General features: G+C 68.9%; 21 protein-coding genes. 11 read left to right on the forward strand and 10 right to left on the reverse strand.

What is annotated here, in order from left to right; genetic code table 11:
• Positions 1-90 precede the first annotated feature (90 nt).
• The 4 genes from ACSR87_RS14780 to ACSR87_RS14795 all read right to left on the reverse strand — a co-directional run bounded on the left by ACSR87_RS14780 (position 91) and on the right by ACSR87_RS14795 (position 5,010).
• Positions 91-1,149 carry an ABC transporter permease gene (locus ACSR87_RS14780; RefSeq protein ID WP_498530979.1) on the reverse strand — a complete coding sequence of 353 codons (1,059 nt, stop codon included), beginning with the start codon at positions 1,147-1,149 and terminating at the stop codon, positions 91-93.
• Positions 1,142-3,013 (reverse strand): ABC transporter permease family protein, encoded by a 1,872-nt coding sequence (locus ACSR87_RS14785; RefSeq protein WP_498530980.1) that lies wholly within the window; start codon positions 3,011-3,013, stop codon positions 1,142-1,144. The genes ACSR87_RS14780 and ACSR87_RS14785 overlap by 8 nt, the downstream gene beginning before the upstream one ends.
• On the reverse strand, positions 3,010-4,002 hold the full coding sequence (locus ACSR87_RS14790; RefSeq protein ID WP_115802566.1) for an ABC transporter ATP-binding protein: 993 nt from the start codon (positions 4,000-4,002) through the stop codon (positions 3,010-3,012). Before ACSR87_RS14790 ends, ACSR87_RS14785 begins: the two co-directional genes overlap by 4 nt.
• A 147-nt stretch (positions 4,003-4,149) precedes the next feature.
• Positions 4,150-5,010, reverse strand: a complete 861-nt coding sequence (locus ACSR87_RS14795; RefSeq protein WP_004063385.1) for a 3-hydroxyacyl-CoA dehydrogenase family protein — start codon at positions 5,008-5,010, stop codon at positions 4,150-4,152.
• Between the two features lie 124 nt (positions 5,011-5,134).
• Between ACSR87_RS14795 and ACSR87_RS14800 the strand changes: the two genes are divergently transcribed.
• The 5 genes from ACSR87_RS14800 to ACSR87_RS14820 all read left to right on the forward strand — a co-directional run bounded on the left by ACSR87_RS14800 (position 5,135) and on the right by ACSR87_RS14820 (position 9,778).
• Positions 5,135-6,079: a helix-hairpin-helix domain-containing protein gene (locus tag ACSR87_RS14800; protein ID WP_498531075.1), complete on the forward strand. Its 945-nt coding sequence runs from the start codon at positions 5,135-5,137 to the stop codon at positions 6,077-6,079.
• A 175-nt stretch (positions 6,080-6,254) separates the two neighbouring features.
• Positions 6,255-6,383 (forward strand): hypothetical protein, encoded by a 129-nt coding sequence (locus tag ACSR87_RS14805; RefSeq protein ID WP_498530981.1) that lies wholly within the window; start codon positions 6,255-6,257, stop codon positions 6,381-6,383.
• Positions 6,383-7,276: a class 1 fructose-bisphosphatase gene (locus ACSR87_RS14810; protein ID WP_498530982.1), complete on the forward strand. Its 894-nt coding sequence runs from the start codon at positions 6,383-6,385 to the stop codon at positions 7,274-7,276. Before ACSR87_RS14805 ends, ACSR87_RS14810 begins: the two co-directional genes overlap by 1 nt.
• A gap of 207 nt (positions 7,277-7,483) precedes the next feature.
• On the forward strand, positions 7,484-9,229 hold the full coding sequence (locus ACSR87_RS14815; RefSeq protein WP_498530983.1) for an acyl-CoA carboxylase subunit beta: 1,746 nt from the start codon (positions 7,484-7,486) through the stop codon (positions 9,227-9,229).
• 189 nt (positions 9,230-9,418) lie between these two features.
• A complete protein-coding gene (locus tag ACSR87_RS14820; RefSeq protein ID WP_115878129.1) occupies positions 9,419-9,778 on the forward strand; it encodes a DUF5658 family protein in 360 nt (119 codons plus the stop codon).
• Here the strand turns inward: ACSR87_RS14820 and ACSR87_RS14825 are convergent.
• Positions 9,762-10,217 (reverse strand): DoxX family membrane protein, encoded by a 456-nt coding sequence (locus ACSR87_RS14825; RefSeq protein WP_498530984.1) that lies wholly within the window; start codon positions 10,215-10,217, stop codon positions 9,762-9,764. The two genes, ACSR87_RS14820 and ACSR87_RS14825, sit on opposite strands and share 17 nt — an antisense overlap.
• A gap of 68 nt (positions 10,218-10,285) precedes the next feature.
• On the reverse strand, positions 10,286-10,801 hold the full coding sequence (locus ACSR87_RS14830) for a MaoC family dehydratase (protein WP_498531076.1): 516 nt from the start codon (positions 10,799-10,801) through the stop codon (positions 10,286-10,288).
• A 207-nt stretch (positions 10,802-11,008) separates the two neighbouring features.
• On the opposite strand from ACSR87_RS14830, the gene gdhB reads away from it, so the two are divergent.
• From gdhB to pyrI, 5 genes are all read left to right on the forward strand, one after another.
• Positions 11,009-12,295, forward strand: coding sequence for a glutamate dehydrogenase GdhB (gdhB, locus tag ACSR87_RS14835; protein ID WP_498530985.1), 1,287 nt, complete (start codon positions 11,009-11,011; stop codon positions 12,293-12,295).
• 51 nt (positions 12,296-12,346) lie between these two features.
• On the forward strand, positions 12,347-13,186 hold the full coding sequence (locus ACSR87_RS14840; RefSeq protein ID WP_498530986.1) for an HpcH/HpaI aldolase/citrate lyase family protein: 840 nt from the start codon (positions 12,347-12,349) through the stop codon (positions 13,184-13,186).
• A 146-nt stretch (positions 13,187-13,332) separates the two neighbouring features.
• Positions 13,333-14,586 carry a Glu/Leu/Phe/Val family dehydrogenase gene (locus ACSR87_RS14845; RefSeq protein ID WP_498530987.1) on the forward strand — a complete coding sequence of 418 codons (1,254 nt, stop codon included), beginning with the start codon at positions 13,333-13,335 and terminating at the stop codon, positions 14,584-14,586.
• A 219-nt stretch (positions 14,587-14,805) separates the two neighbouring features.
• Complete coding sequence (gene pyrB / locus ACSR87_RS14850; protein WP_498530988.1) at positions 14,806-15,723, forward strand: aspartate carbamoyltransferase; 918 nt, start codon at positions 14,806-14,808, stop codon at positions 15,721-15,723.
• A complete protein-coding gene (gene pyrI, locus ACSR87_RS14855; protein ID WP_498530989.1) occupies positions 15,716-16,183 on the forward strand; it encodes an aspartate carbamoyltransferase regulatory subunit in 468 nt (155 codons plus the stop codon). The genes pyrB and pyrI overlap by 8 nt, the downstream gene beginning before the upstream one ends.
• Before the next feature lie 5 nt (positions 16,184-16,188).
• On the opposite strand, the gene ACSR87_RS14860 is transcribed toward pyrI, so the two are convergent.
• Positions 16,189-17,763: an ATP-binding protein gene (locus ACSR87_RS14860; RefSeq protein WP_498530990.1), complete on the reverse strand. Its 1,575-nt coding sequence runs from the start codon at positions 17,761-17,763 to the stop codon at positions 16,189-16,191.
• A gap of 407 nt (positions 17,764-18,170) precedes the next feature.
• On the opposite strand from ACSR87_RS14860, the gene ACSR87_RS14865 reads away from it, so the two are divergent.
• On the forward strand, positions 18,171-19,046 hold the full coding sequence (locus ACSR87_RS14865; protein ID WP_498530991.1) for a hypothetical protein: 876 nt from the start codon (positions 18,171-18,173) through the stop codon (positions 19,044-19,046).
• 241 nt (positions 19,047-19,287) lie between these two features.
• On the opposite strand, the gene ACSR87_RS14870 is transcribed toward ACSR87_RS14865, so the two are convergent.
• From ACSR87_RS14870 to menC, 3 genes are all read right to left on the reverse strand, one after another.
• Positions 19,288-20,004, reverse strand: coding sequence for a ThuA domain-containing protein (locus tag ACSR87_RS14870; RefSeq protein ID WP_498530992.1), 717 nt, complete (start codon positions 20,002-20,004; stop codon positions 19,288-19,290).
• Positions 20,005-20,080: 76 nt separating this feature from the next.
• Positions 20,081-20,890 carry an enoyl-CoA hydratase/isomerase family protein gene (locus ACSR87_RS14875; RefSeq protein WP_498530993.1) on the reverse strand — a complete coding sequence of 270 codons (810 nt, stop codon included), beginning with the start codon at positions 20,888-20,890 and terminating at the stop codon, positions 20,081-20,083.
• A 69-nt stretch (positions 20,891-20,959) separates the two neighbouring features.
• Positions 20,960-22,018 (reverse strand): o-succinylbenzoate synthase, encoded by a 1,059-nt coding sequence (gene menC / locus ACSR87_RS14880; protein WP_498530994.1) that lies wholly within the window; start codon positions 22,016-22,018, stop codon positions 20,960-20,962.
• Position 22,019 lies beyond the last annotated feature (1 nt).

Consider the following 22,019-nt stretch of genomic DNA (forward strand, 5'->3'; position numbering starts at 1 on the left):
GCCTCTCGGACTCGGGGCATGTACGACTTCCGGTGCGGTGTCGCGAGAAAGCCGGCCACGAACACCGAGAGCGGGGCGGGACACCGGGTCTCAGCCGAGTTCGTTCGGGTCCACTCGGTCGACGACGACCCGGAGGCCGACGAGCGCGACGACGCCGACGAAGACGAGCCCCGCGACGGCGGCTCTCGCGCCGACGCCCGCGGTCCCGAGCGCCAGTCGAGCGGCCGTGTTCGCGGGGTTCAGCGGCAGCAACGACGTGCCCGCGAAGACGAGGAGCACGCCGATGGAGTACAGGAGCTGTGCGACCCGGCGGTCGGGCGAGGTAATCGCCACCGCCGCGCCGAGGGCGACGACGACGGCCGAGAGCCCGGCGACCATGCCGAACAGCCAGGGCACGCTCTCGATGGCCGTCCCGTTCAGGTGGAGGAGCAGCATCCACGCGACGGCCTGCACCGGAGCCAGTCCGCCGGCCGCGAGGAGCTTTCCGTCCACGACGGCCGCGAAGCTCACGGGCGCGACCCGCAGGAGTTCGAGCGTGCCGCGGGCGACTTCCTCGGTGAGCGAGTCGACCACCAGCGACCCCGAGATGAACACGGGCAGGAACAATAACAGCGGGACGAGCACCGTGTAGGTGAAGCCGAAGTACGGGCTCGACTCCGCCGCCGGCGGGAGGGAAAGCGGGTCCGTTTCGAGGAAGGCGCGCCGTTCCGCGCGCTCGTTGCGCTCCAGTTCGCGGAGCGCGTCGCGGAGGCGGGTGACGACCGCCGTCGTCTCCACGCCCGTGTCGGGCGCGACCGCCGCGACCCGTATCCTGCCGTCCTCTCCCGTCGACGCCTCTAAGACGGCATCGACCTCCCGCTCGTGGAACGCCGTCATCGCTGCCGACGTGGAGGCGTACGGTCGCCCGCTGAGCCCGTCTTCGGACCCGACGGCCCGAAGCAGGTCCTCGACGGCCTCCTCGTCGCCCGCGACGGCCACGTCCACCTGATAGCTCGCCGCGCCGGGGTCGTACAGCGAGACGAGGCCGACGACGAGGAACGACGAGAACGCCGCGACGAACAGCTGGATAGCCAGCGCCAGCACGATGGTCTTCTCCTTGCGGAGACTCCCGAGTTCGCGCCGAGCGATGGCGAGTCGCGGGCTACCCAAGGGCGTTCACCACCTGAAGGTTGTAGCCGAGGTGAATGGCGATTGCACCCACGAGCGCGACGCCGTAGGCCGAGCGCCCCCGACTCGCCCCGAAGGCGGTCACGCTGGCGGTCACCGCGTGGAGCACGAGCGGCGCGAGGAACAGGCCGAGGACGACGAGGGCGCTCACGCCGGTGCCGCCGGCGATGCCGACGCCGGAGGGCGCGAAGGCGGTCTGCCCGAGCGTGAGCGACTGCAACCCGGCGAGTTGGGCGATGGCGGTGAACTTCTCGCCGACGAAAAAGCCGAGGCCGGAGAGCCCGCCGAGGACGAGCGACGACCGGAGCGTCCGCGAAAAGCGCGCCTTCTCGAAGGCGGCGAGGACGTGGAAGCTTTTTGCCAACTCCTCGATGACCGCGACCGCGACGAGCACCATCGGGACGGTCAGGTCCACCGGGAGGACGAACAGCACGGCGATGGCCAGCAGTTCCGCGATGAAGACGAACGGAATCGACAGCGCCGACAGGGTCGCAACCGAGCGCGCCCGGGAGATGCGGCTGTCGAGCGCGTCGAGGAACTTCAGCGGGACCGGTCGCTGGGTGAACATGTCTTCCTCGCGGTAGACGCCGACGCCGAGGAGGAACAACACGCCCACGGCGAGGAGAATCGGCCCGACCGAAAACAGGAACTCGCCGAGTGGAATCGACTCGCCCGCGAGGTCGCGCACGACGAGCGTCAACGGCGAGATGAGCGCGATGGGCGTGACGTTCGTGAAGATGGCCGGGACGAACGTGTACGTCGTCAGAAACACCGACACCGTCACCGTGACGAACGTGAGTTCCTTGAACGAGCGGGCGAACATCGCGCCGACGAACGTCGACGCGAGGAACAGGAGGCCGACGGGGACGACCGCGGCCACCGAGACGACGCCGCCGCCGACCGCCGCCGCGATGGCGACGGTGATGCCGACCGTGCCGAGCAGATACGGCAGCGTCTTGCCGGCGACGATGTCGCCCGGCGAGATGGGCGCGACGAGGAGCAGTTCGCCGCGGCGGTTGATGCGCTCGTTGAGGATGCTCGACCCGTACGCCTGAATCACGAAGTTCATCGGCACGAGGAAGGCGAAGGCGAGGACGAGCGAGGCGAACGGGAACGGTGGACTGATGCTCGCCGGCGACCCGCTGGTGTCGCCGCCGAAGAGGCCCGCCATCCCGCCGAGCGACGGGGCGTCGACGCTGCCGTCGTCGGCCGCCGCGGCGTCGGACGCGCTCGGGCCGCCGCCGGCTGTCCCGCCCGCACCGTCACCGGCACCGGACGCGCCGCTCCCGGCTCCGGTTCCGGCGTCGGCTCCGCCGCCGTCACCGGTCCCGGCTCCGCCACCACCTCCGCCCGCACCGCCGTCGACGCGGCTTCCGGCCGGGACGAGCGCGTCGCGCTCGCGGTACTGGAGGTCCACGACGACCGGGAACGCGGCCGACTGGTTCTCCTCGCGGGCCATCTGTCGTTCGTTGTACGACTGGACCGCGTCGCGGAACGCGGCGTAGGCGGCCCGGCCGGTCTGCGTGTCGACGACCGAGACGTGCGTCTCGCTGACGACGAGTTCGACGTTCGGGTCCGAGACGGGCCGCGGGTCGAGCGCCGACGACCGGTCGACCGCGTCGTAGTAGGGGCTGTCGCCGGCGATGCCGACGCGGTAGAGGTCGCGGTCGAGCGCGACCCCGCCGCCCGCCGCCCCGGCCGCGATGCCGCCGGCGACGAGGACGGCGACGAGACCGATTGCGGCGGTCCGGCGGTCGAGCGTCCCCGCCGAGCGCGACACCTCCCAGCGGGCGATGCGGAGGATAGTCCGGGCGTGCGCGACGAGTCGGGTTCGGAGGTCGGTCACGACTGCCCGCGACCTCCGGCGACGCGCTGTTCGCGCTCGTCGTCGGCGTACTCGCGCTCGCCGTCAGCGGCCCGCCCGCGGCCGCCCTCGGCTTCGCTCGTCGTCGGTGCCTCGCGGGCGAGGCGGAGGAAGATGTCCTCCAGCGACGCCTCGTCGGTTCGGATGTCGGCGACGCGGCCGCCGGCGGCCTCGGCGCGCTCGCGGAGCGACTCGACGGCCGACATCTCGTCGACGACGGCGACGTGGCGCTCCTCACCGTCGATTTCGTCGTCGGCGGGCAGGGTCTCCGCGAGCGGGACGGTCGTGAACACGCGGTAGGTCGTCTCGCCGTGTTCCGCGCGAATCTCGGGGACCGTCCCGCGGGCGATGATTTCCCCGCGGTTCATGATGACCACGCGGTCGCAGATGGACTCGACGTGAAAGAGGTTGTGCGCGCTGAAGACGACGGTCTTGTCCTCGTCGCGGAGTTCGCGGACGAACTCCAAGACGACGTTCGTCGTCAGCGGGTCGAGGCCGCTGGCCGGTTCGTCGTAGATGAGCAGGTCGGGGTCGTTGACGAGCGACCGGGCGATGGCGACCTTGCGCTTCATCCCCTTCGACATGTCCCCGAGTCGGCGGTCGCGGTATTCGAGGTCGAGGCGGTCGAGCACCGCGCCGGTGCGCTCGTCGGCCACGTCGCGGGGCACGTCGTAGAGGTCGGCGAAGAATCGGAGATACGACCGCGCGGTCATGTCCTCGTACAGCGGCGACTCCTCGGGGAGAAAGCCGAGTTTGCGCCGCATCGCCGGCTCCTCGGGGTCGTATCCGAGCACCGACGCCGACCCGCCGGTCGGTTCGACGAGTCCGGCGAGCATCTTCAGCGTCGTCGTCTTCCCCGCGCCGTTGGGGCCGACGATGCCGAACACCTCGCCCGACTCGACCGAGAAGTCGCTTCCCACGACGGCGGGGAAGTCGCCGTAGGTCTTCCGCAGGTTCTCGACCGTAATCATTGAGAGAGTTTCACGCGGGACGGCATAAAAAGCGTTCGCGCAGGGTTTCAGGATTGATAGCCTTCCCCTTCGCGGGGCAACAGTTTCGCCGCCCCGCGGCCGGGAGTGAACGAATGCCCGCGCCGCCGAGAACCGACGCTCGTCGACTTAGTCGTACTCGTAGAAGCCCTTGCCCGTCTTCTTGCCGAGGTCGCCCGCCGCGACCTTGCGCTTGAGCAGGTACGCCGGTTTGTAGCGGTCTCCGAGCTCCTCGAACAGCGTCTCGGAGGCGTCCAGACAGATGTCGAGGCCGATGTGGTCCGCGAGGGTGAGCGGCCCCATCGGGACGTTCGTGCCGAGAGTCATGCCGCGGTCGATGTCCTCCTTGGAGGCGACGCCCTCGTCGTAGGCGCGGATGCCCTCGTTGAGCCACGGCATGAGGATGCGGTTGGTGACGAAGCCGGGCTTGTCGTCGGACTCCCACGTCTCCTTGCCGAGGGCCTCCGAAAAGTCGTGGGCGAACGCGACGACGTCGTCGTCGGTCTTCTCGCCGCGGACGACCTCGACGCCCTTCATAATCGGCACGGGGTTCATGAAGTGGAGGCCGACGACGAGTTCGGGGCGCTCGGTCGCGGCCGCGATGGTGGTGATGGAGAGCGTGCTGGTGTTCGTCGCCAGCACGACGCCCTCGGGGACGATGTCGTCGAGGTCGGCAAAGATGTCGCGTTTCACGTCCATGTTCTCGACGGCCGCCTCGACCACGAGGTCGCAGTCCCCGAGGTCCGCGAGCTCGGTCGTCCCCGCGACGCGCGCCTTCGCGGCGTCGGCCTCGTCCGCGGTCAGTTTCTCCTTCGAAACGAACCGCGAGAGGCTGTCGTCGATGGCCGACAGGCCGCGCTCGACGTACTCGGGTTCGAGGTCGCGCATGACCACGTCGTAGCCGGCCATCGCGGCCACCTGCGCGATGCCGTTGCCCATCGTTCCCGCGCCGACGACGCCCACCGTGTCGATATCTTCGGTATCGTACATATCGGGGTCTGCGCGAGGGAGGGTGGTAAAACTTGCCGATGCGTTCGGAATAGTGACAGACTCGTGACTGTCACGGGAAGACTCAAGTCGGGGGCAAGAATGGGGATATGCAACGGTGACTGGGGTGAACGACGCCGGCAGATACGACGAAGACGACGCGGGCGGGGACGGAGGGGAAGCCGTCTCGGACGCGCGCCCGAGCGACGCCGAGGGCGCAAACCGGGGGAACGGGCCGGACGAGGGGCCGAAAAACCCTGCTGAGGCGCTGACCCACCTGCTCAGACCGCGGGGCGACCGCGCGAGCGACGGCGTCCCGACCGAGTTAGAGGCCTTGAAATACGTCGGCCCGGCGACCGCCGACTGTCTCGCCGAGGCGAACATCGACGCGGCCGCTATCGTCGACGGCGAGGTGTGTTACCGGGACCTCGTCGCCGCCGGGACGAACCCCGGCGTCGCGGCGAAGATTCGGCGCTGGCACTCGCTTTCGTGGTCGTTCAACTCCGGCGACGACCTCGACCGCCGCTCCTCGCAGGTCCGCGGACTGGGCGACGACGAGCGCGCGTGGGTCGCCGCGAGTTCGGGCGACTGGGACGCGAGTGACGATGCCGACAGCGACGACAGCGACGGCGACAGAAACAGCAACACCGGCGATTGGACCCCGGACGGCCGGGGCGAGGCGACGGAGACGAGCGGCCCGGCGCGAGACGGAGACTGGACTCCGTCGGGGTCGGGGACGACTACGAGACCGGAGAGCGAAGCGGACGCCCCCTCGGAGCCCACGGCGTCTGGCGATTGGACGCCGACCGGGCGGGGGGCGACCGACGCGTCGACCGACGGGTCGGGAGACGCGCTCGCGGCCGAAGAAGCGTGGCGCGAGCGGTCGAAGCCCGAACCGCTCACGACGCTCGCCGGCATCGACGAGGCCGACGCCGAACTGCTCGCCGAGGCGGGCGTCCGCTCAGTCAGGCGACTCGCCACCGCCGACCCGGAACACGTCGCCGACGCCCTCCAAATCGACCCGACCGTCGTCAGCGCGTGGAAGGGTCAGGCGCGCGACGCCATGGAGTAACCGCCGGTTCTGACTGCCGCCCGAATTTTTACTATCTGAGTAGTAATTTCTATTCGAAGTGGATTCTCCCGTAATATTTTGTTACGACCCTCATAACGACTGGATTCGGCAATATCTCCTAAACCACTCTAGACGCAGTTTTTATATAGGTGGTTACACCATTTTGAATCAGATGATGCCCGGTTCCGACACGGCCGTCGACTCCCCGCAGACGGTATCTCCCGCCCCGACGACGCTCGGGGTCAGCGCTCGACTCGCCGACGACTCGCCGACGACCCGCCGACGCCCGGAGGGGTGGGCCTGATGGCGACGACCGACGTCAACACCGCCGACACCGCCCGCGACGTGCGGACCATCGACGGCGTGGTCGACATCATCGCGAGCACCGCGCCCGAGATTCGGACCGGCCTCCCCGGTCGCCGCGTCACCGCCGAAGACGAGAACCCGAGCGGCGAGACGCAGATGGCCGCCGACGTGTTCGCCGACGACCTCCTCTGCGAGCGCATCGGCGCGCTCGACGGCGTCGGCGAGTACGCCAGCGAGGAGCGCCCCGAGTCCGTGGACGTGGGCACCGGCCGGCTGTCGGTCGCTGTCGACCCGCTCGACGGCTCGTCGAACCTGAAGCCGAACAACACGATGGGGACCATCTTCGCGGTGTACGATGGCCCGCTGCCGGCCCACGGGCGCGACCTCGTCGCCGCCGGCTACGTCCTCTACGGCCCCGTCATGACGATGATTGTCGCCCGCAACGGCACCGTCGACGAGTACGTCATCCACGACGACGCGAGCCACGAACTCGTCCGCGAGGACGTTTCGCTCCCCGACGAGGGGTCGGTGTACGGCTTCGGCGGCCGCGTCCCCGACTGGACCGACGACTTCGAGGCGTTCGCCCGCGAGGTCGAACAGGACCCCTCGCGCAAGCTCCGCTACGGCGGCTCCATGATCGGCGACGTGAACCAGATTCTCACCTACGGCGGCATCTTCGCGTACCCGACGCTGGAGTCCGCGCCCGAGGGCAAACTCCGCGTTCAGTTCGAGGGCTACCCCATCGGCTACGTCATCGAGACGGCCGGCGGCGCGACTTCCGACGGCACGAAGTCGCTCCTCGACGTGGACAAAGACGAACTTCACGCGCGGACCCCGATGTACGTCGGCAACACCGACCTCGTGGGGAAGCTCGAAGCCGCGCTGGACTGAGCGCGCCCGACCCGTCGGCCCCCGGGTCCGAAGCATCAACCGCGTCGAGCGAACCGAACCGACCGGGCACCTCGTTTTCTCCGAACTCCGCAGTCGATAGCGACCGGTCTCCAAACGGACTACGGCCGGGCTGCCGCCGGTCCCGTTCGACCGACCGGCAAATCGTGCATGGAAAACCATTTTGAATACGGTGGTGCATCACCGAGTATGAAGGTCAGAATCGGTGACGGCGCGACCGGCGACGAGGCCGAGGCCATCGCCAACGCGCTGGCGCGACACCTCGGGACGGACGTGAACGTCTTCGTCGGCGACGGCGAGGAGGCCGTCGCGGACGCCGAACCGCCCGCGGACACCTTCCCGCTGGACGACGACATGGGACCCACCGAGCGCGAGGAGCAACTCCGCGAGGAAATCGCGGACATCCTCGGCGGCGGCCCCGAGAAGTACAAACAGCGCCTGCCGGAATCGGGAAAGCTGTTCGTCCGCGACCGCCTCGACCTGTGGTTCCCCGACGGGCTGGCGTTCGAAGACGGCAAGTTCGCCAACTTCGACTCGTGGCACGAGAACTCCCCCGAGGTCGACGAGGCGGACCCGAACACCCGCCTGCCGGGCGACGGCCTCCTCACGGGAGCCGCCGAGTTCGAGGGCCGCGACCTCCACGTCATGGCCAACGACTTCACCGTCAAAGCCGGGTCGATGGCCCGCCGCGGCGTCGAGAAGTTCCTCCGCATGCAACAGCGGGCGCTCAAGACCGGCAAGCCGGTGCTCTACCTGATGGACTCCTCGGGCGGCCGCATCGACCAGCAGACCGGCTTCTTCGCCAACCGCGAGGGCATCGGGAAATATTACTACAACCACTCGATGCTCTCGGGGTACGTCCCGCAGATTTGCGTCCTCTACGGGCCGTGTATCGCCGGCGCGGCCTACACGCCCGTCTTCGCCGACTTCACGGTCATGGTCGAGGGGATGTCCGCGATGGCCATCGCCTCGCCGCGCATGGTGAAGATGGTCACCGGTGAGGAGATATCCATGCAGGACCTCGGCGGCGCGCGGATGCACGCCGAGGAGTCCGGGAGCGCCGACCTCGTCGCCCGCGACGAGGCGCACGCCCGCGAACTCGTCGCCCAACTCGTCACCTACCTCCCCGACAAGGCCGGCGAGAAGCCGCCGCGCGCCGAGTCGAAACCGCCGCGGTACTCCCCCGACGGCATCGACGAACTCATCCCCGAGTCACCGAACCGCCCCTACGACGCCCACGACCTCATCGAGCGCGTCGTCGACGCCGAGTCGGTGTTCGAACTGAAACCCGACTACGGGAAGGAAATCGTCACCGCGTTCGCCCGCATCGACGGCCGGCCGGTCGGCATCGTCGCCAACCAGCCCACCGAGCGGTCGGGGGCCATCTTCCCCGACGCCGCCGAGAAGGCCGCGGAGTTCATCTGGACCTGCGACGCCTACGAGATTCCGCTCCTCTACCTCTGTGACACGCCCGGCTTCATGGCCGGGTCGCAGGTCGAAAAGGACGCCATCCTGGAGAAGGGCAAGAAGTTCATCTACGCCACGTCGTCGGCGACGGTGCCCAAACAGACCGTCATCGTGCGGAAGGCCTACGGCGCGGGCATCTACGCCATGGGCGGCCCCGCCTACGACCCCGAGAGCGTCATCGCGCTCCCCTCGGGCGAAATCGGCATCATGGGCCCCGAAGCCGCCATCAACGCGGTGTACGCGAACAAGCTCGCCGAGGTCGACGACCCCGAAGAACGGGCGCGGATGGAAGACGAACTCCGCGAGGAGTACCGCGAGGACATCGACGCCCACCGGATGGCGAGCGAGGTCGTCATCGACGAAATCGTCCCGCCGTCGACCCTTCGCGACGAGCTTGCGGCCCGCTTCGAGTTCTACGCCGACGTGGACAAATCGCTCCCCGACAAGAAACACGGGACCGTCCTCTGAGCCGAGTCGGGAGTTAATGCTCCGTTTTTTCGGCGGGTAATCTCACGGTAACTGACCTAAGCGGTTCGTACTGAGGACGGCGGGGGTGGTACGGACCTCATCGTCGGCCGACTCCCGCCCCGTCCCACTCATCGCATCCTGCCCTGTCTCGTCGCGGCTTCGGGAGTCGTCGCCTGCCGATAGCCAGCCATGAGCCACGAAGTCCCACTCCCCGAAACACCCCGCGCGGTACTCGCACACGCGGTGAGCGACGAGCACGTCCTCTGGACCGTGACGATGCTGGCGTTCGTCCTCGACGTGCTGACGACGCTCTACGGCCTCGGCCGGGGGCTGGCCGAACTGAACCCCGTCGTCCTCGCGCTCATCCCCGCGCTCGGGCCGGTGGGCGCGCTCATCTCGCTGAAACTCGTCGTGCTCGCGGTCGCGGTCGTCGCGTGGCGCGTCCTCCCGAGTCGCTACCGCGGGGCGATTCCAATCGGCGTGGCCGTCCCGTGGGGCGTCGCCGGGCTGATGAACACCCAGCTCATCCTCGTCACGGTGTTCGGGTAGGCCGCCGGAGCGAGTCGATAAGCACGGCCCACGCGAGCCCCGCCAACCCGATGTCGCGGGCGAGCACGTCGCCGAACAGGCCACCTTCTGCGACGAAAACGACCGCGAGGTAGAGACACGTCACCGACAGCGAGACGGCCGCGACGGCGCTCGCGAGGGCGGTGTAGCGGTCGGCGACGATGGCCGCGCCGAAGCCGACTTCGAGGACGCCGTTTGCGAGCATGAACGTCACCGGCGAAACGACGAACAGCGGCGCGAGCCACGGAACGACGTAGGCCGACCACGAAAGCGGGTCCAGGAGCTTGTGGACGCCCGCGGCGAACACCATCGCGCCGAGGCCGACCCGGGCGACGGTCGTCGGGTCGGGGGCGCGGGCGGCGACCGCGGCGGCCCGGTCAGCGACCGACGCGGTCAGCGCGGAGAGGCCGTCGAAATCCATGACCGGCCTAGCGACGCCGGGGAGAAAACGGTGCGGGTGGGTTGCGGAGGCCGGAACGGGCCGCCGACTCAGTCGTCCGCGTCGTCCACGTCGTCGGCGTCGGCGGCGAACTCGCGTTTCAGCGACAGCGCCGTCCGCTCGAACTCGCAGACGAGGTCGTCGTCCTGGTTGAACACTTCCACTTTCATCGTCACCACGCCGCGCTCGCCGTCGGAGGTCTCGCGCTTGTCGAGGACGGTCGTCTGCGCCCGGAGCGTGTCGCCGTGGAACACCGGGTTCGGGTGGGACACGTCGTCGTAGCCGAGGTTCGCCACGATGGTCCCGTCTGTCGTGTCGGGAATCGAGAGCCCGACCGCGAGGCTCATCGTGTAGAGGCCGTTGACCAGTCGCTCGCCGAACTGCGAGTCGGCCGCGAACTCGGCGTCGAGGTGGAGCGGCTGCTGGTTCATCGTCATGTCGCAGAAGCGCTGGTTGTCCGACTCCGAGACGGTGCGGCGCTTCTCGTGTTCGATGGTCCGGCCGACCTCGAACTCCTCGTAGTACAGACCGGTCATACTGGTGCGTGTGATAGACCGTGATAAAATCGTGCCGGTCGACCGTCTCGTGTGACAACTATTGCCCCGAACAAAACTAGATAACAACCATTATAATTATCCACAATAGAGGATTGCGAAAGCGCCCGATGGCGGCTGATTCGGTCGGCCGGTCGGTCGGTGATTCGGCCGTCACTGCGGGCGCGGGACGACGCGTCTGTCCCCCGGCACAGCCGGCGCTCGGCCGGCACGACAATCATGGCATCCGCAGCACCATCCACCGCGACGGACGACGAACCGACCGAAGAGACAGCCCTCGAGACGGCCCGCCGACAGCTCGAACGCGCGGCGGCGCACCTCGACGTCGACCCCGGCGTCATCGAGCGGCTCCGACACCCGAATCAGGTCCACCGCGTCTCGGTGCCCCTCGAACGCGACGACGGCTCGACCGCCGTCTACACCGGCTACCGCGCCCAGCACGACAGCGTCCGCGGCCCGTACAAGGGCGGCCTCCGGTTCCATCCCGACGTGACCGAAGCCGAGTGCATCGGCCTCTCGATGTGGATGACGTGGAAGTGCGCCGTGATGGACCTCCCGTTCGGCGGCGGCAAAGGCGGCGTCGTCGTCGACCCCAAGGACCTCTCGACCGACGAGAAAGAGCGGCTCACCCGCCGGTTCGCAGAGGAGCTTCGCCCCTTCATCGGTCCAACGAAAGACATCCCCGCGCCCGACATGGGAACCGACGCCCAGACGATGGCGTGGTTCATGGACGCCTACTCGATGCAGGAAGGCGAGACGAAGGCGGGCGTCGTGACGGGCAAGCCGCCGGTCGTCGGCGGGAGCGAGGGCCGCGACACCGCGCCCGGCCGCTCGGTCGCCATCATCGCCCGCGAGGCCATCGACGACCTCGGCTGGGACATCGAAGACACGACCGTCGCCGTCCAAGGCTTCGGCTCGGTCGGCGCGCCCGCCGCGCGACTCCTCGACGACGAGGGCGCGACGGTCGTCGCCGTCTCCGACGTGAACGGGGCCATCTACGACCCCGACGGCCTCGACACGCACGACGTGCCGACCCACGAGGAAGAGCCCGAGGCGGTCATGAAGTACGACGCGCCGCGGAAGCTCTCGAACGAGGAACTGCTCGAACTCGACGTGGACGTGCTCATCCCGGCGGCCGTCGGCAACGTCCTGACCGCCGAGAACGCCGACGACGTGCGGGCTGACCTCGTCGTCGAGGGTGCGAACGGCCCGACCACGTCGGCCGCGGACGAAATCTTCGAGGCGCGCGAGCTTCCGGTCGTCCCCGACATCCTCGCCAACGCCGGCGGCGTCACCGTCTCGTACTTCGAGTGGTTGCAGGACCTCAACCACCGCTCGTGGTCGCTCGAACGCGTCCACGACGAACTGGAGACCGAGATGCTCCGCGCGTGGACCGCCGTCCGCGAGCGCGTCGAAGAACACGACGTGACGTGGCGCGACGCCGCCTACATGGTCGCGCTCGAACGCGTCTCCGAGGCCCACGAACACCGCGGCCTCTGGCCCTGAGCCGGGCCGGTGACGCGTCGATATTTCACCGCCCCCCTCGATACACACACCATGCCCCGACGAAGCGTCCTGTTTTCCCCCGGCGACCGACCCGAACTGCTGCGGAAAGCCCCCGGCGCGGGCGCTGACGTGCTCGTCTTCGACCTCGAAGACGCCGTCTCGCCCGACAGGAAAGCCGAGGCTCGGGAGGCGGTCGCTTCGGTCCTCTCGGACCCCGAGTTCGACCCCGACGCCGAAGTCGCGGTCCGCGTCAACCCCGGCGACGCCGGCCGCGACGACATCGCCGCCGTCTGCGCCGCCCACCCGCCTGATTCGCTCGTCGTCCCGAAGGCCACGAGCGCCGACGACGTGACGAGCGTCGCCGGCGCGGCTCGCGAGGTCGGCGCGGACTGCCCCGTTATCGCCATCGTCGAGAGCGCGGCGGGCGTCCTCACCGCCCCCGAGGTTGCCGCCGCGCCCGACGCCGCCGCGGTCGTCTTCGGCGCGGAGGACTTCGCCGCCGACGTGGGTGCGACCCGGACCGACGACGGGACCGAGGTGCTGTACGCCCGCGAGCGCGTCGTCGTCGCGGCCGCGGCCGCCGGCGTCGACGCCATCGACACGCTCCACGTCGATTATCGGGACGAAGCGGAACTCCGCGAGGACGCCGCGTTCGGCCGGCGGCTCGGCTACGACGGGAAACTCGCCATCCACCCCGCGCAGGTCCCCGTCATCAACGAGGCGTTCTCCCCCGACGACGAGGACGTGGCGTGGGCGAAGAAGGTGCTCCGCGCCCGTGACGAGGCCGCGAGGGAGGGCCGGGGCGTCTTCGGCGTCGACGGCGAGATGATAGACGCCCCGCTCGTCAAACAGGCCGAGAACATTCTCGACCGCGCCGGCGAGTCGTACTGAGCGCACCCGGACCGACGCGCCGGCGCGAGACCGACCCGGCCGAACTCCCGACGACTGCCACATTTTAGCAAGGGGTATGTGTATCAATAGTGTGGTATGCTACAATCCCCGCTACGCTTAACCGGATGCCCTGACCGTATTAGGGCATGGCACAAGAGGCGAATCCCTTCGAGAGTCTGCAGGAGCAAATCGACGACGCGGCCACCTACCTCGACGTGCGCGACGACGTTATCGAGCGGCTGAAGAACCCCGAACGAGTCCTCGAAACGAACCTCGCCGTCGAGATGGACGACGGGGACATCGAGCTGTTTCGCGCCTACCGGTCGCAGTTCAACGGCGACCGCGGCCCGTACAAAGGCGGGATTCGCTACCACCCGAACGTCAGCCGAGACGAGGTGAAGGCGCTTTCCGGGTGGATGGTGTACAAGTGCGCCGTCGTCGACATTCCCTACGGCGGCGGCAAGGGCGGTATCGTCATCGACCCCAAGGCGTACTCCGAATCCGAACTCGAACGCATCACCCGGTCGTTCGCCAAAGAGCTTCGCCCCCTCATCGGCGAGAGCCGCGACATCCCCGCGCCCGACGTGAACACCGGCCAGCGCGAGATGAACTGGATTAAGGACACCTACGAGACCCTCGAAAACACCACCGCACCGGGGGTCATCACCGGCAAGGCGCTCTCGAACGGCGGGAGCGAGGGCCGCGTCGAGGCGACGGGCCGCTCGACGATGCTCACCGCCCGCGAGGCGTTCGACTACCTCGGCCGCGACATCGAGGGCGCGACCGTCGCCGTCCAGGGCTACGGGAACGCCGGCTCCATCGCCGCGAGGCTCATCGAGGACCTCGGCGCGACGGTCGTCGCCGTCTCCGACTCCTCCGGCGGCATCTACGACGCCGATGGCCTCGACACCCGCGCGGTCAAGGAGTTCAAAAACGAGACGGGCACCGTCTCGGACTACGAGGGCACGGAGGCCATCACCAACGAAGAGCTGCTCACCCTCGACGTGGACCTGCTCGTCCCCGCCGCGCTGGAGAACGCCATCGACGGCGAACTCGCCCACGACGTGAAGGCGGACGTCATCGTCGAGGCCGCCAACGGCCCGCTCACGCCCGACGCCGACGACGTGCTCACCGAGCGCGAGGTCCACGTCTTCCCCGACATCCTCGCCAACGCCGGCGGCGTCACCGTCTCGTACTTCGAGTGGGTCCAGAACCGCCAGCGGTTCTACTGGACCGAACAGCGCGTCAACGACGAACTGGAGCGCGTCATCGTCGATGCCTTCGAGGAACTCGTCGACGCCTACGAGAGCCACGACCTGCCGAACTTCCGTACCGCGGCCTACGTCGTCGCCATCCGGCGCGTCGTGGACTCCTACGACTCCGCCGGCAACTGGCCGTAGCGTCGGAGCCGGTCGTCGTCTCGGCGTTTTCGTCCTGCCGCCTCGGCGTTTCGCTCTGCCGCCTCGTCGCCTCGTTTTTGACCGGTTCGCCCCGCTTCTGTGTCCGCCGCGACCGCCGGCGCGGTCGCAGACGCTGCCGATTCTGTGCATGGTGGTGAATATCACTCGAAGCGTCCGATGCCGGGGGATTCAAGTCGGTGTAGGTCGCGTCATTCATCGATGCGTCAGGACCACCTCATCTCCGCGTCGCACCTCTCGCGGGAGGACATCGAGGCGGTGCTCGACCGCGCGGCCGACATCGACGACGACCCGGCCGCGTTCCGGCAACGACACGCCGGAAAGGTTCTCGGGCTCTGTTTCTTCGAGCCGAGCACGCGAACTCGGATGAGCTTCGACTCCGCGATGAAACGCCTCGGCGGCCAGACCGTCGATATGGGACCGGTCGAGTCGTCGTCGGTCAAGAAGGGCGAGACGCTCGCCGACACCGTCCGCGTGGTCGAGGGCTACGCCGACGCGCTCGTCCTCCGCCACCCGAGCGAGGGTGCGGCCACGATGGCCGCCGAGTTCGTCGACGTGCCGCTCGTCAACGCGGGCGACGGCGCGGGCCAGCACCCGAGCCAGACCCTGCTGGACCTCTACACCATCCGGGAGAACGCCGGCCTCGACGACCTCACCATCGGCATCATGGGCGACCTGAAGTACGGGCGGACGGTCCACTCGCTGGCCGAGGCGCTGACGAACTTCGACGCCAGCCAGCACTTCATCAGCCCTGAGAGCCTGCGACTCCCCCGGAACGTCCGCTACGACCTCCACGCCTCGGGCGCGCAGGTCAGAGAACACACCGAACTCGACGAGGTGCTCCCCGAACTCGACGTGCTCTACGTGACGCGCATCCAGCGCGAGCGCTTCCCCGACGAAAACGAGTACCGCAAGGTCGCGGGACAGTACCAAATCGACTCGGAGACGCTGGAGGCGGCGGCCGACGACCTCACTATCATGCACCCGCTGCCTCGCGTGGACGAGATTTCGCCGGACATCGACGACACCAGCCACGCGACGTACTTCGAACAGGCCCACAACGGCATTCCGGTCCGGATGGCGCTGTTGGACATCCTCCTCTCCCAAAACGATGACTGACGACCACCAACTCCGCGTCTCGAAGATTCAAAACGGCACCGTCATCGACCACGTCGCCGCGGGGCAGGCGCTCAACGTCCTCGCCATCCTCGGCATCGACGGCACCAGCGGGGAGGCGGTCTCGGTCGGGATGAACGTCCCCTCCGACCGCCTCGGCCGCAAGGACATCGTGAAGGTCGAGGGCCGCGAACTGAGCCAGTCCGAGGTGGACGTGCTGTCGCTCATCGCGCCCGCCGCGAGCATCAACATCGTCCGCGACTACGACGTGGTCGAGAAGAACCGGGTCGTCCGCCCCGACGCCGTCGCGAGCATCATCTCGTGTCCGAACAGAAACTGCATCTCGAACGCCGACGAGCCCATTCAGTCCCGCTTTACGGTCCTCTCGGACGGCGTGCGCTGCGACTACTGCGAGACCATCGTCCGCGAGGACGAAGTCGCGGCCAACCTCGACGTGAACTGACCGCGTTAGGAGTCGTCCGACCCGCTTTTTCCCGCGGCGCTCGCCGGACAGCGGTGGCCCTCGCCGGCGGGCTCGACGCCCGCGAACTCGACGCCCGCGAACTCGAATCTCGCGCCGCCTGTCGCCGCCGACCCGACGGAGACCGACCAGCCGTGGGCCTCCGCCAGCGACCGGACGATATCGAGGCCGAAGCCCGTCCCCTCGGCCGAGGTGGTAAAGCCGCGTTCGAACACCCGCGTGACGATGGCGGCGTCGATGCCGGTCCCGTCGTCTTCGACCGCGAACGTCTCGTCGGCGGCCGATGCGGTGACGCGAACGGTCAGCGGCGAGCCCCGACCGCCCGCGGAACCGTGTTCGACCGAGTTCCGAAACAGGTTCTCGAACAGCCGCTGGAGCCGGCCGGGGTCTGCGTGAATCGTCGCGGTCGACTCGACGACGAGCGTCGCGTCGCCCGTCTCGACCGTGTCCCACGCGCGGCGGGCGACCGCCTCGACGGCGACGGGCGTGAACTCGACGACCGCCGTTCCGCGGCGGGCCGCGGTCAACACGTCGTTGACGATGTCGCTGATGCGGGTCAACGAGGTCGCGACCCGTTCGAGATGTTCGGAGTCGTTGGTCTCTCGTTCGAGGTCGAGAAAGCCGATTGCGACGGAAAGCGGGTTTCGCAGGTCGTGCGAGAGAACTCGCGCGAACTCGCCCAGTCGCTCGTTTTGCTGTGCGAGCTGTTCTTCGTGCTGCCGGTGGGTCGTGATATCGCGCCCGACGCCGCAGAAGCCGACGACCTCGCCGTTCGGTTTCGTGAGCCGACGGCCGGTGAGTTGGAACAACAGCATGCCGCCGTCGGTCGGCAACCGCGCTTCGACGACCGTCGTCCCCGTTCGGATGGCCTCCTCGACGGCGCGTTTGACCGCCGGGCGGTCGGCCTCGTGGAAGAACGCGTCGGCCGACATCCCGGCGAGGTCGGCGTCCGTTAGGCCGGTGAGCTCCGAGAGCCGCTCGTTCCACGAGACGAGGTGTCCCTCGCCGTCGTAGACGTAGAACACGTCGTCGAGCGCGTCGAGCGCGTCCTCGATGAACCAACTCGCGTCGGCCGGGGGGTCCCCATTGAGCGCGTCGATGGCGACCCGCGCCTTGCGGTGTTCGCAGGCGAGTCGCCGGACGCGCGGCCCGAGTGCGTCGTCAGGAGACGCGCCCGCGGGGGTGTCGCTGTCGCTATCGTCGCTGTCGTCGCCGTCGGCGCGCGCCGCCCTCCGAAGGACCGCCCCACGGTCGAGGTAGGCGTCGATACCCAAATCGACCAGTTCCGTCACGGCGTGGTCGGCGTCGCCGGACGCGAGGACGACCACCGGGAGGTCGTCGTCGGTCGCGCGAACCTCGCGGAGCAGCGAGACGCCGTCGCCGTCGGAGAATCCTGCGCCGAGGACGAGACAGTCGTACGCGTCGCCGTCGAGGGCGCGACGGGCGGCGGCGAGCGTCGCGGCCGAGTCGACGACGGCGTCCGAGACCGCCCGCTGGACGGCGCGGGAAATCGCGCGGTCGCCGTCGGCGGAGAGGACGCGAATCGAGGAATCGGATGGCATCGGGCGGAAGGGAACGAACTGAACGACCGACAGGATGGTCTCAGATACTATAACGTTTCTGTGACTATCGTCACTTAATCAACGCCAGTAGGAAACGTGTATCCAGTTTCCCGTCGGCGTCCGCGAACGCCCCGGTGTCGTAATCACTTAGTGCGGTGCGGTCGAAGTCCTCGGTATGTCCAAGAAGGCCAAACTGGTCCTGGTACTGGCGCTCGTCGCGGTCCTCTACACCGTGTTCTCCGGCAGCGGAGAGACCGTCGAAGTCGAAATCGAAGAGTAACCGCTTTTCGGCGCTCGGTCGCCACCGACCGAGTCAGCCCCACTCCCGCCCGTCCAGCGGCCGCGCCGGAGCGGCCCACACGCCCGAGAGCGAACGACTTACCCGACGCCCGCGCGAAGGCGAAGCCATGTACGGGGTCGTCACGCGCAACGAGGAGGAAGTCGACTGGCCGGAGTTCGACCGCGGGTTCTACGAGGTCAAAGACGTCACCGGCCGGGCGGCCGAACCGCTTTCGAACGCCGTCAACATGATTTCGTGTTTCGGTGACAACGCCGCCGCCAACGAGAACCCCGAGTTGGTCCCCGTCGACGGCGAGGGAAACCCGGCGACGCGCGACCGCACGTACTTCGACTGGGCGTACATCTGCCCGACGAACGAGAAGTACCGCGCCGGCCTGCTCGAAATCGTCGCGGACGCCGCCGCGGAGAACGGCGACGTGCGCCTCGACGACGTGGGCTTTCCCCGCGACGAGTACTGCCGGTGTGACCGCTGTACCTCGCAGTTCGAGGCCTGGGCCGCCGACCGCGACCGCGACGCCGACGACGAGGACGCGTGGTTCGAGTGGCGCGCCGAGGTCATCACCGACTTCGTCGCCGACGCCGCCGAGCGCGTCCCCGGCCGCCTGTATCTCACGCTGTACCCCGACCCCTATCCGGGCCACCTCTACCGCCGCGCCGGCCTCGACATCGAGGCGCTTTCGGAGTACGTCGACGAGTTCGTCGTCCCGCTGTACGACACCAACTACGGGACGACCTACTGGCTCGAAACCATCGCCCGCGGCTTCGTCTCGCTTCTGGACCCCTACGACGCCGACTTCTCGCTCGAACTGTACGCCGTGAACGTTGACGTGGACGACCTCATCCACGCCATCGAGGTCGCAGACGAGTACGCGAAGGACGTGCTGTTCGGCTACGACGCGAGCAACGCCGCCGCGACGCTCCGCCGGATGACCGCCGACGGGTCGCGCGGGAAGACCTACCACCCCGACGACGCGACCCGCTGAGGGCGGGGCTCACCGGCGCGGCGACCGGGCGATTGGGCGGTCGCCTCCGACCGATTTCAGAACGCGCCGGCGAGGTAGCCGATGACGACGATGCCGAGGAGGAAGACGAGCGTCGCGAACGCGAACAGCGCGAACATGAGTCGCCGCTGCCCGCTCGTCGGTTGTGCCATGGACGTTTTCCGGACCGCACCCACTTATCATAGTCGGCGCTCCGGACGGTCCCGCTGGGTCCACCCCCGTCTCAGTCGAGGTCTTCGATGGGCTCCGCGTTGCCGAAGTACGGGTCCGGCCCGTCGCCGGGGGCCGCCCACGCGACGGCGTTGTCGAGGACGGTCCGAACCTCCTCCTGCTCGTAGATTGGGTAGGTCTCGTGGCCCGGCCGGAAGTAGAAGACGCGGCCCTTGCCGCGGGTGTAACAACAGCCCGAGCGGAACACCTCGCCGCCCTCGAACCACGACGTGAACACGAGTTCGTCCGGCGCGGGGATGTCGAACCGCTCGCCGTACATCTCGGCGCGGGGGACCTCGAACGACTCGGGAAGCCCGTCTGCGATGGGGTGGCCCGGCTCGACGACCCAGACGCGCTCTGTCTCGCCCGACTCGCGCCACTTCAGCGAGCAGGTCGTCCCCATCAGGCGCTTGAACGGCTTGGAGTAATGCCCCGAGTGGAGCACCAGCAGTCCCATCCCGCCGCGGACGCGGTCGACCACGCGGTCGACGATGTCGTCGTCGACCTCGTCGTGGGCCTTGTGGCCCCACCACGCCAGCACGTCGGTGTCGTCGAGGACCGACTCGGTGAGCCCGTGTTCGGGTTCGTCCAGCGTGGCCGTCTGCACGTCGTAGCCGGCCTCGCGGAGTCCTTCGGCAATCGTCGCGTGGATGCCGTCGGGGTAGACCGCGGCGACCTCGTCGTCTTCTTTTTCGTGTCGGTACTCGTTCCAGACGGTGACGGTGACCATACTCCCGGCGTCGCCGGGTGGCGACAAGTATGCATCGAACCCGAAGCCGGCCCGTGGCGGTCGCCCGACGGCCCGGCTACGTCCCCTCGAACTCCGGTTCCCGCCGACTCGTGAACGACTCTACGCCCTCGGCGTGGTCGTCGGTCTCGAACATTACCGCCTGCGCCGACGCCTCGTGTTCGATGGCCGCCTCGATGGAGTCGTCGGGGCGGCGCAGCAGGCGCTTCGAGGCGGTGAGCGCCGTCGTCGGGCCGCCGGCGATACGTTCCGTGAGGGCGGCGAGTTCGGACTCAAACTCGTCCGCGCCGGCGACACAGTTCACGACGCCGAGTTCCAGCGCCCGCTCGGGACCGAGTTCCTCGCCAGTGTAGACGAGTTCCAACGCCACGTTGCGCCCGACGAGTCGGGGAAGGAGATACGACACCCCCGAGTCGACCGCGAGGCCGACCCGACGGAAGCCGAAGCTGACGGCGGCGTCGTCGCGGAGGAGTTGGAGGTCACAAGCGATGGCGAGCGCAGCCCCCGCGCCCACGGCCGGGCCGTCGATGGCCGCGACCGTCGGTAGGTCGCACTCGTAGACGCGGCGCACGCAGTCGGCGGTGTCGCGGACGACGTGGTCGACCGCCTCGGGGAGCGTCATCGCGTCGGCCTGGAGTTCCAGCATAGCGTTCACGTCGCCGCCGGCGCAGAACGCGCCCGCGTCGTCGCTCCCGCGGACGACGACGCAGCGCGCCGCGTCGGGAAGCGAGTCCAGCGCCTCGCGCACGCCCGCTGTCACCTCGACCGTCAGCGCGTTCCGAACCGCCGGGGCGTCCAGCGTCACCGTCGCCACGCCGTCGTCGAGCGAGAGCCGTACCGCGTCGGAGTCGAGTTCGACCTCGGTCATCCCCCGGTTCGACGTGCAGAATCGTGAAAAACGTTTGGACCGTGGAGAGTTGAATCGTTGCCGACCGGCTCAGGAGAACACCGCAGACACGTCGATACCGAGGCCCGGACCCTCGGGGACGCGCATCCGGCCGTCGCACACGGGTGCCGGGTCGGCCGCGAGGTCGGCGTCGAGGAGCGAGGCGGTCGCCAGCCCGTGGGCCCGGTCGCCGGGGAGCGACGCCGCGACGTGGAGCGCGCCGAGTCGGGCGACGACGGCGTCGATGGTGGTCGTGACGACGGTTTCGACGCCGGCGTCGCGGGCGCGAGCCGCGAGGTCGCGGACGCGGTCCGGGCCGCCGAGCGCCATCGGCTTGCAGACGAGCACGTCCGCCGCGTTCGAGGCGAGCGCCCGCCCCGCCGGGACCGCCGAAAGCGACTCGTCGAGCGCGATAGGCGTGTCGTGGAGCCGTCGGAGGACGGCGTGGCCGTCGAGTTCGTCGGCCGGAAGCGGCTGTTCGAGGTAGTCGAGGGCGAGGCCGAGTTCCTCGACCGAGTTCAGAAAGCGGTCGGCGGTCCAGCGGTCCCACGCGGCGTTCGCGTCGGCCCGGAGCGCCACGTCGGGGCCGACCGCCTCGCGGACCGCCCGGAGGCGCACCACGTCGTCGACCGGGTCCCGCGCGCCGACCTTCAGTTTGAGGCAGTCGTACCCGGATGCGACGGCGGTTTCGGCGGCTTCGACGGTCGCCTCGGGGTCGTCGTCGCCGAGGGTCGCGTTCACCGGAAGCGAGGTGTGCGGGTCGGTGGCGAGGGCCGCGGCGAGCGGCCGGCCGGCGGCGCGAGCGCGGGCGTCAGCGACGGCGAGCGAGACGGCGTGTCTCGCGGCGGGCGCGTCCGCGAGCGCCCCGTCTTCGAGCGCCGATTTGGGGTCGCCCGCGACAGCCCCCTCGGCATCGCCTTCCGTGAGACCGGCGAGCGCGTCGCGGCAGTCTTCGAGCGACTCGGTCCAGCCCGGAAGCGGCGTCGCCTCGCCGACGCCCGTCTCGCCCGCGGCATCGACCGCGACGAGAAGTCCCTCGCGGCGCTCGATGTCGCCCTTGGCGGTCGAAAGCGGCGTTTCGAGGTCGACGGCGAACTCGCGGACGCGCATC

This window comes from Haloferax sp. SDI50 (assembly GCF_059802635.1).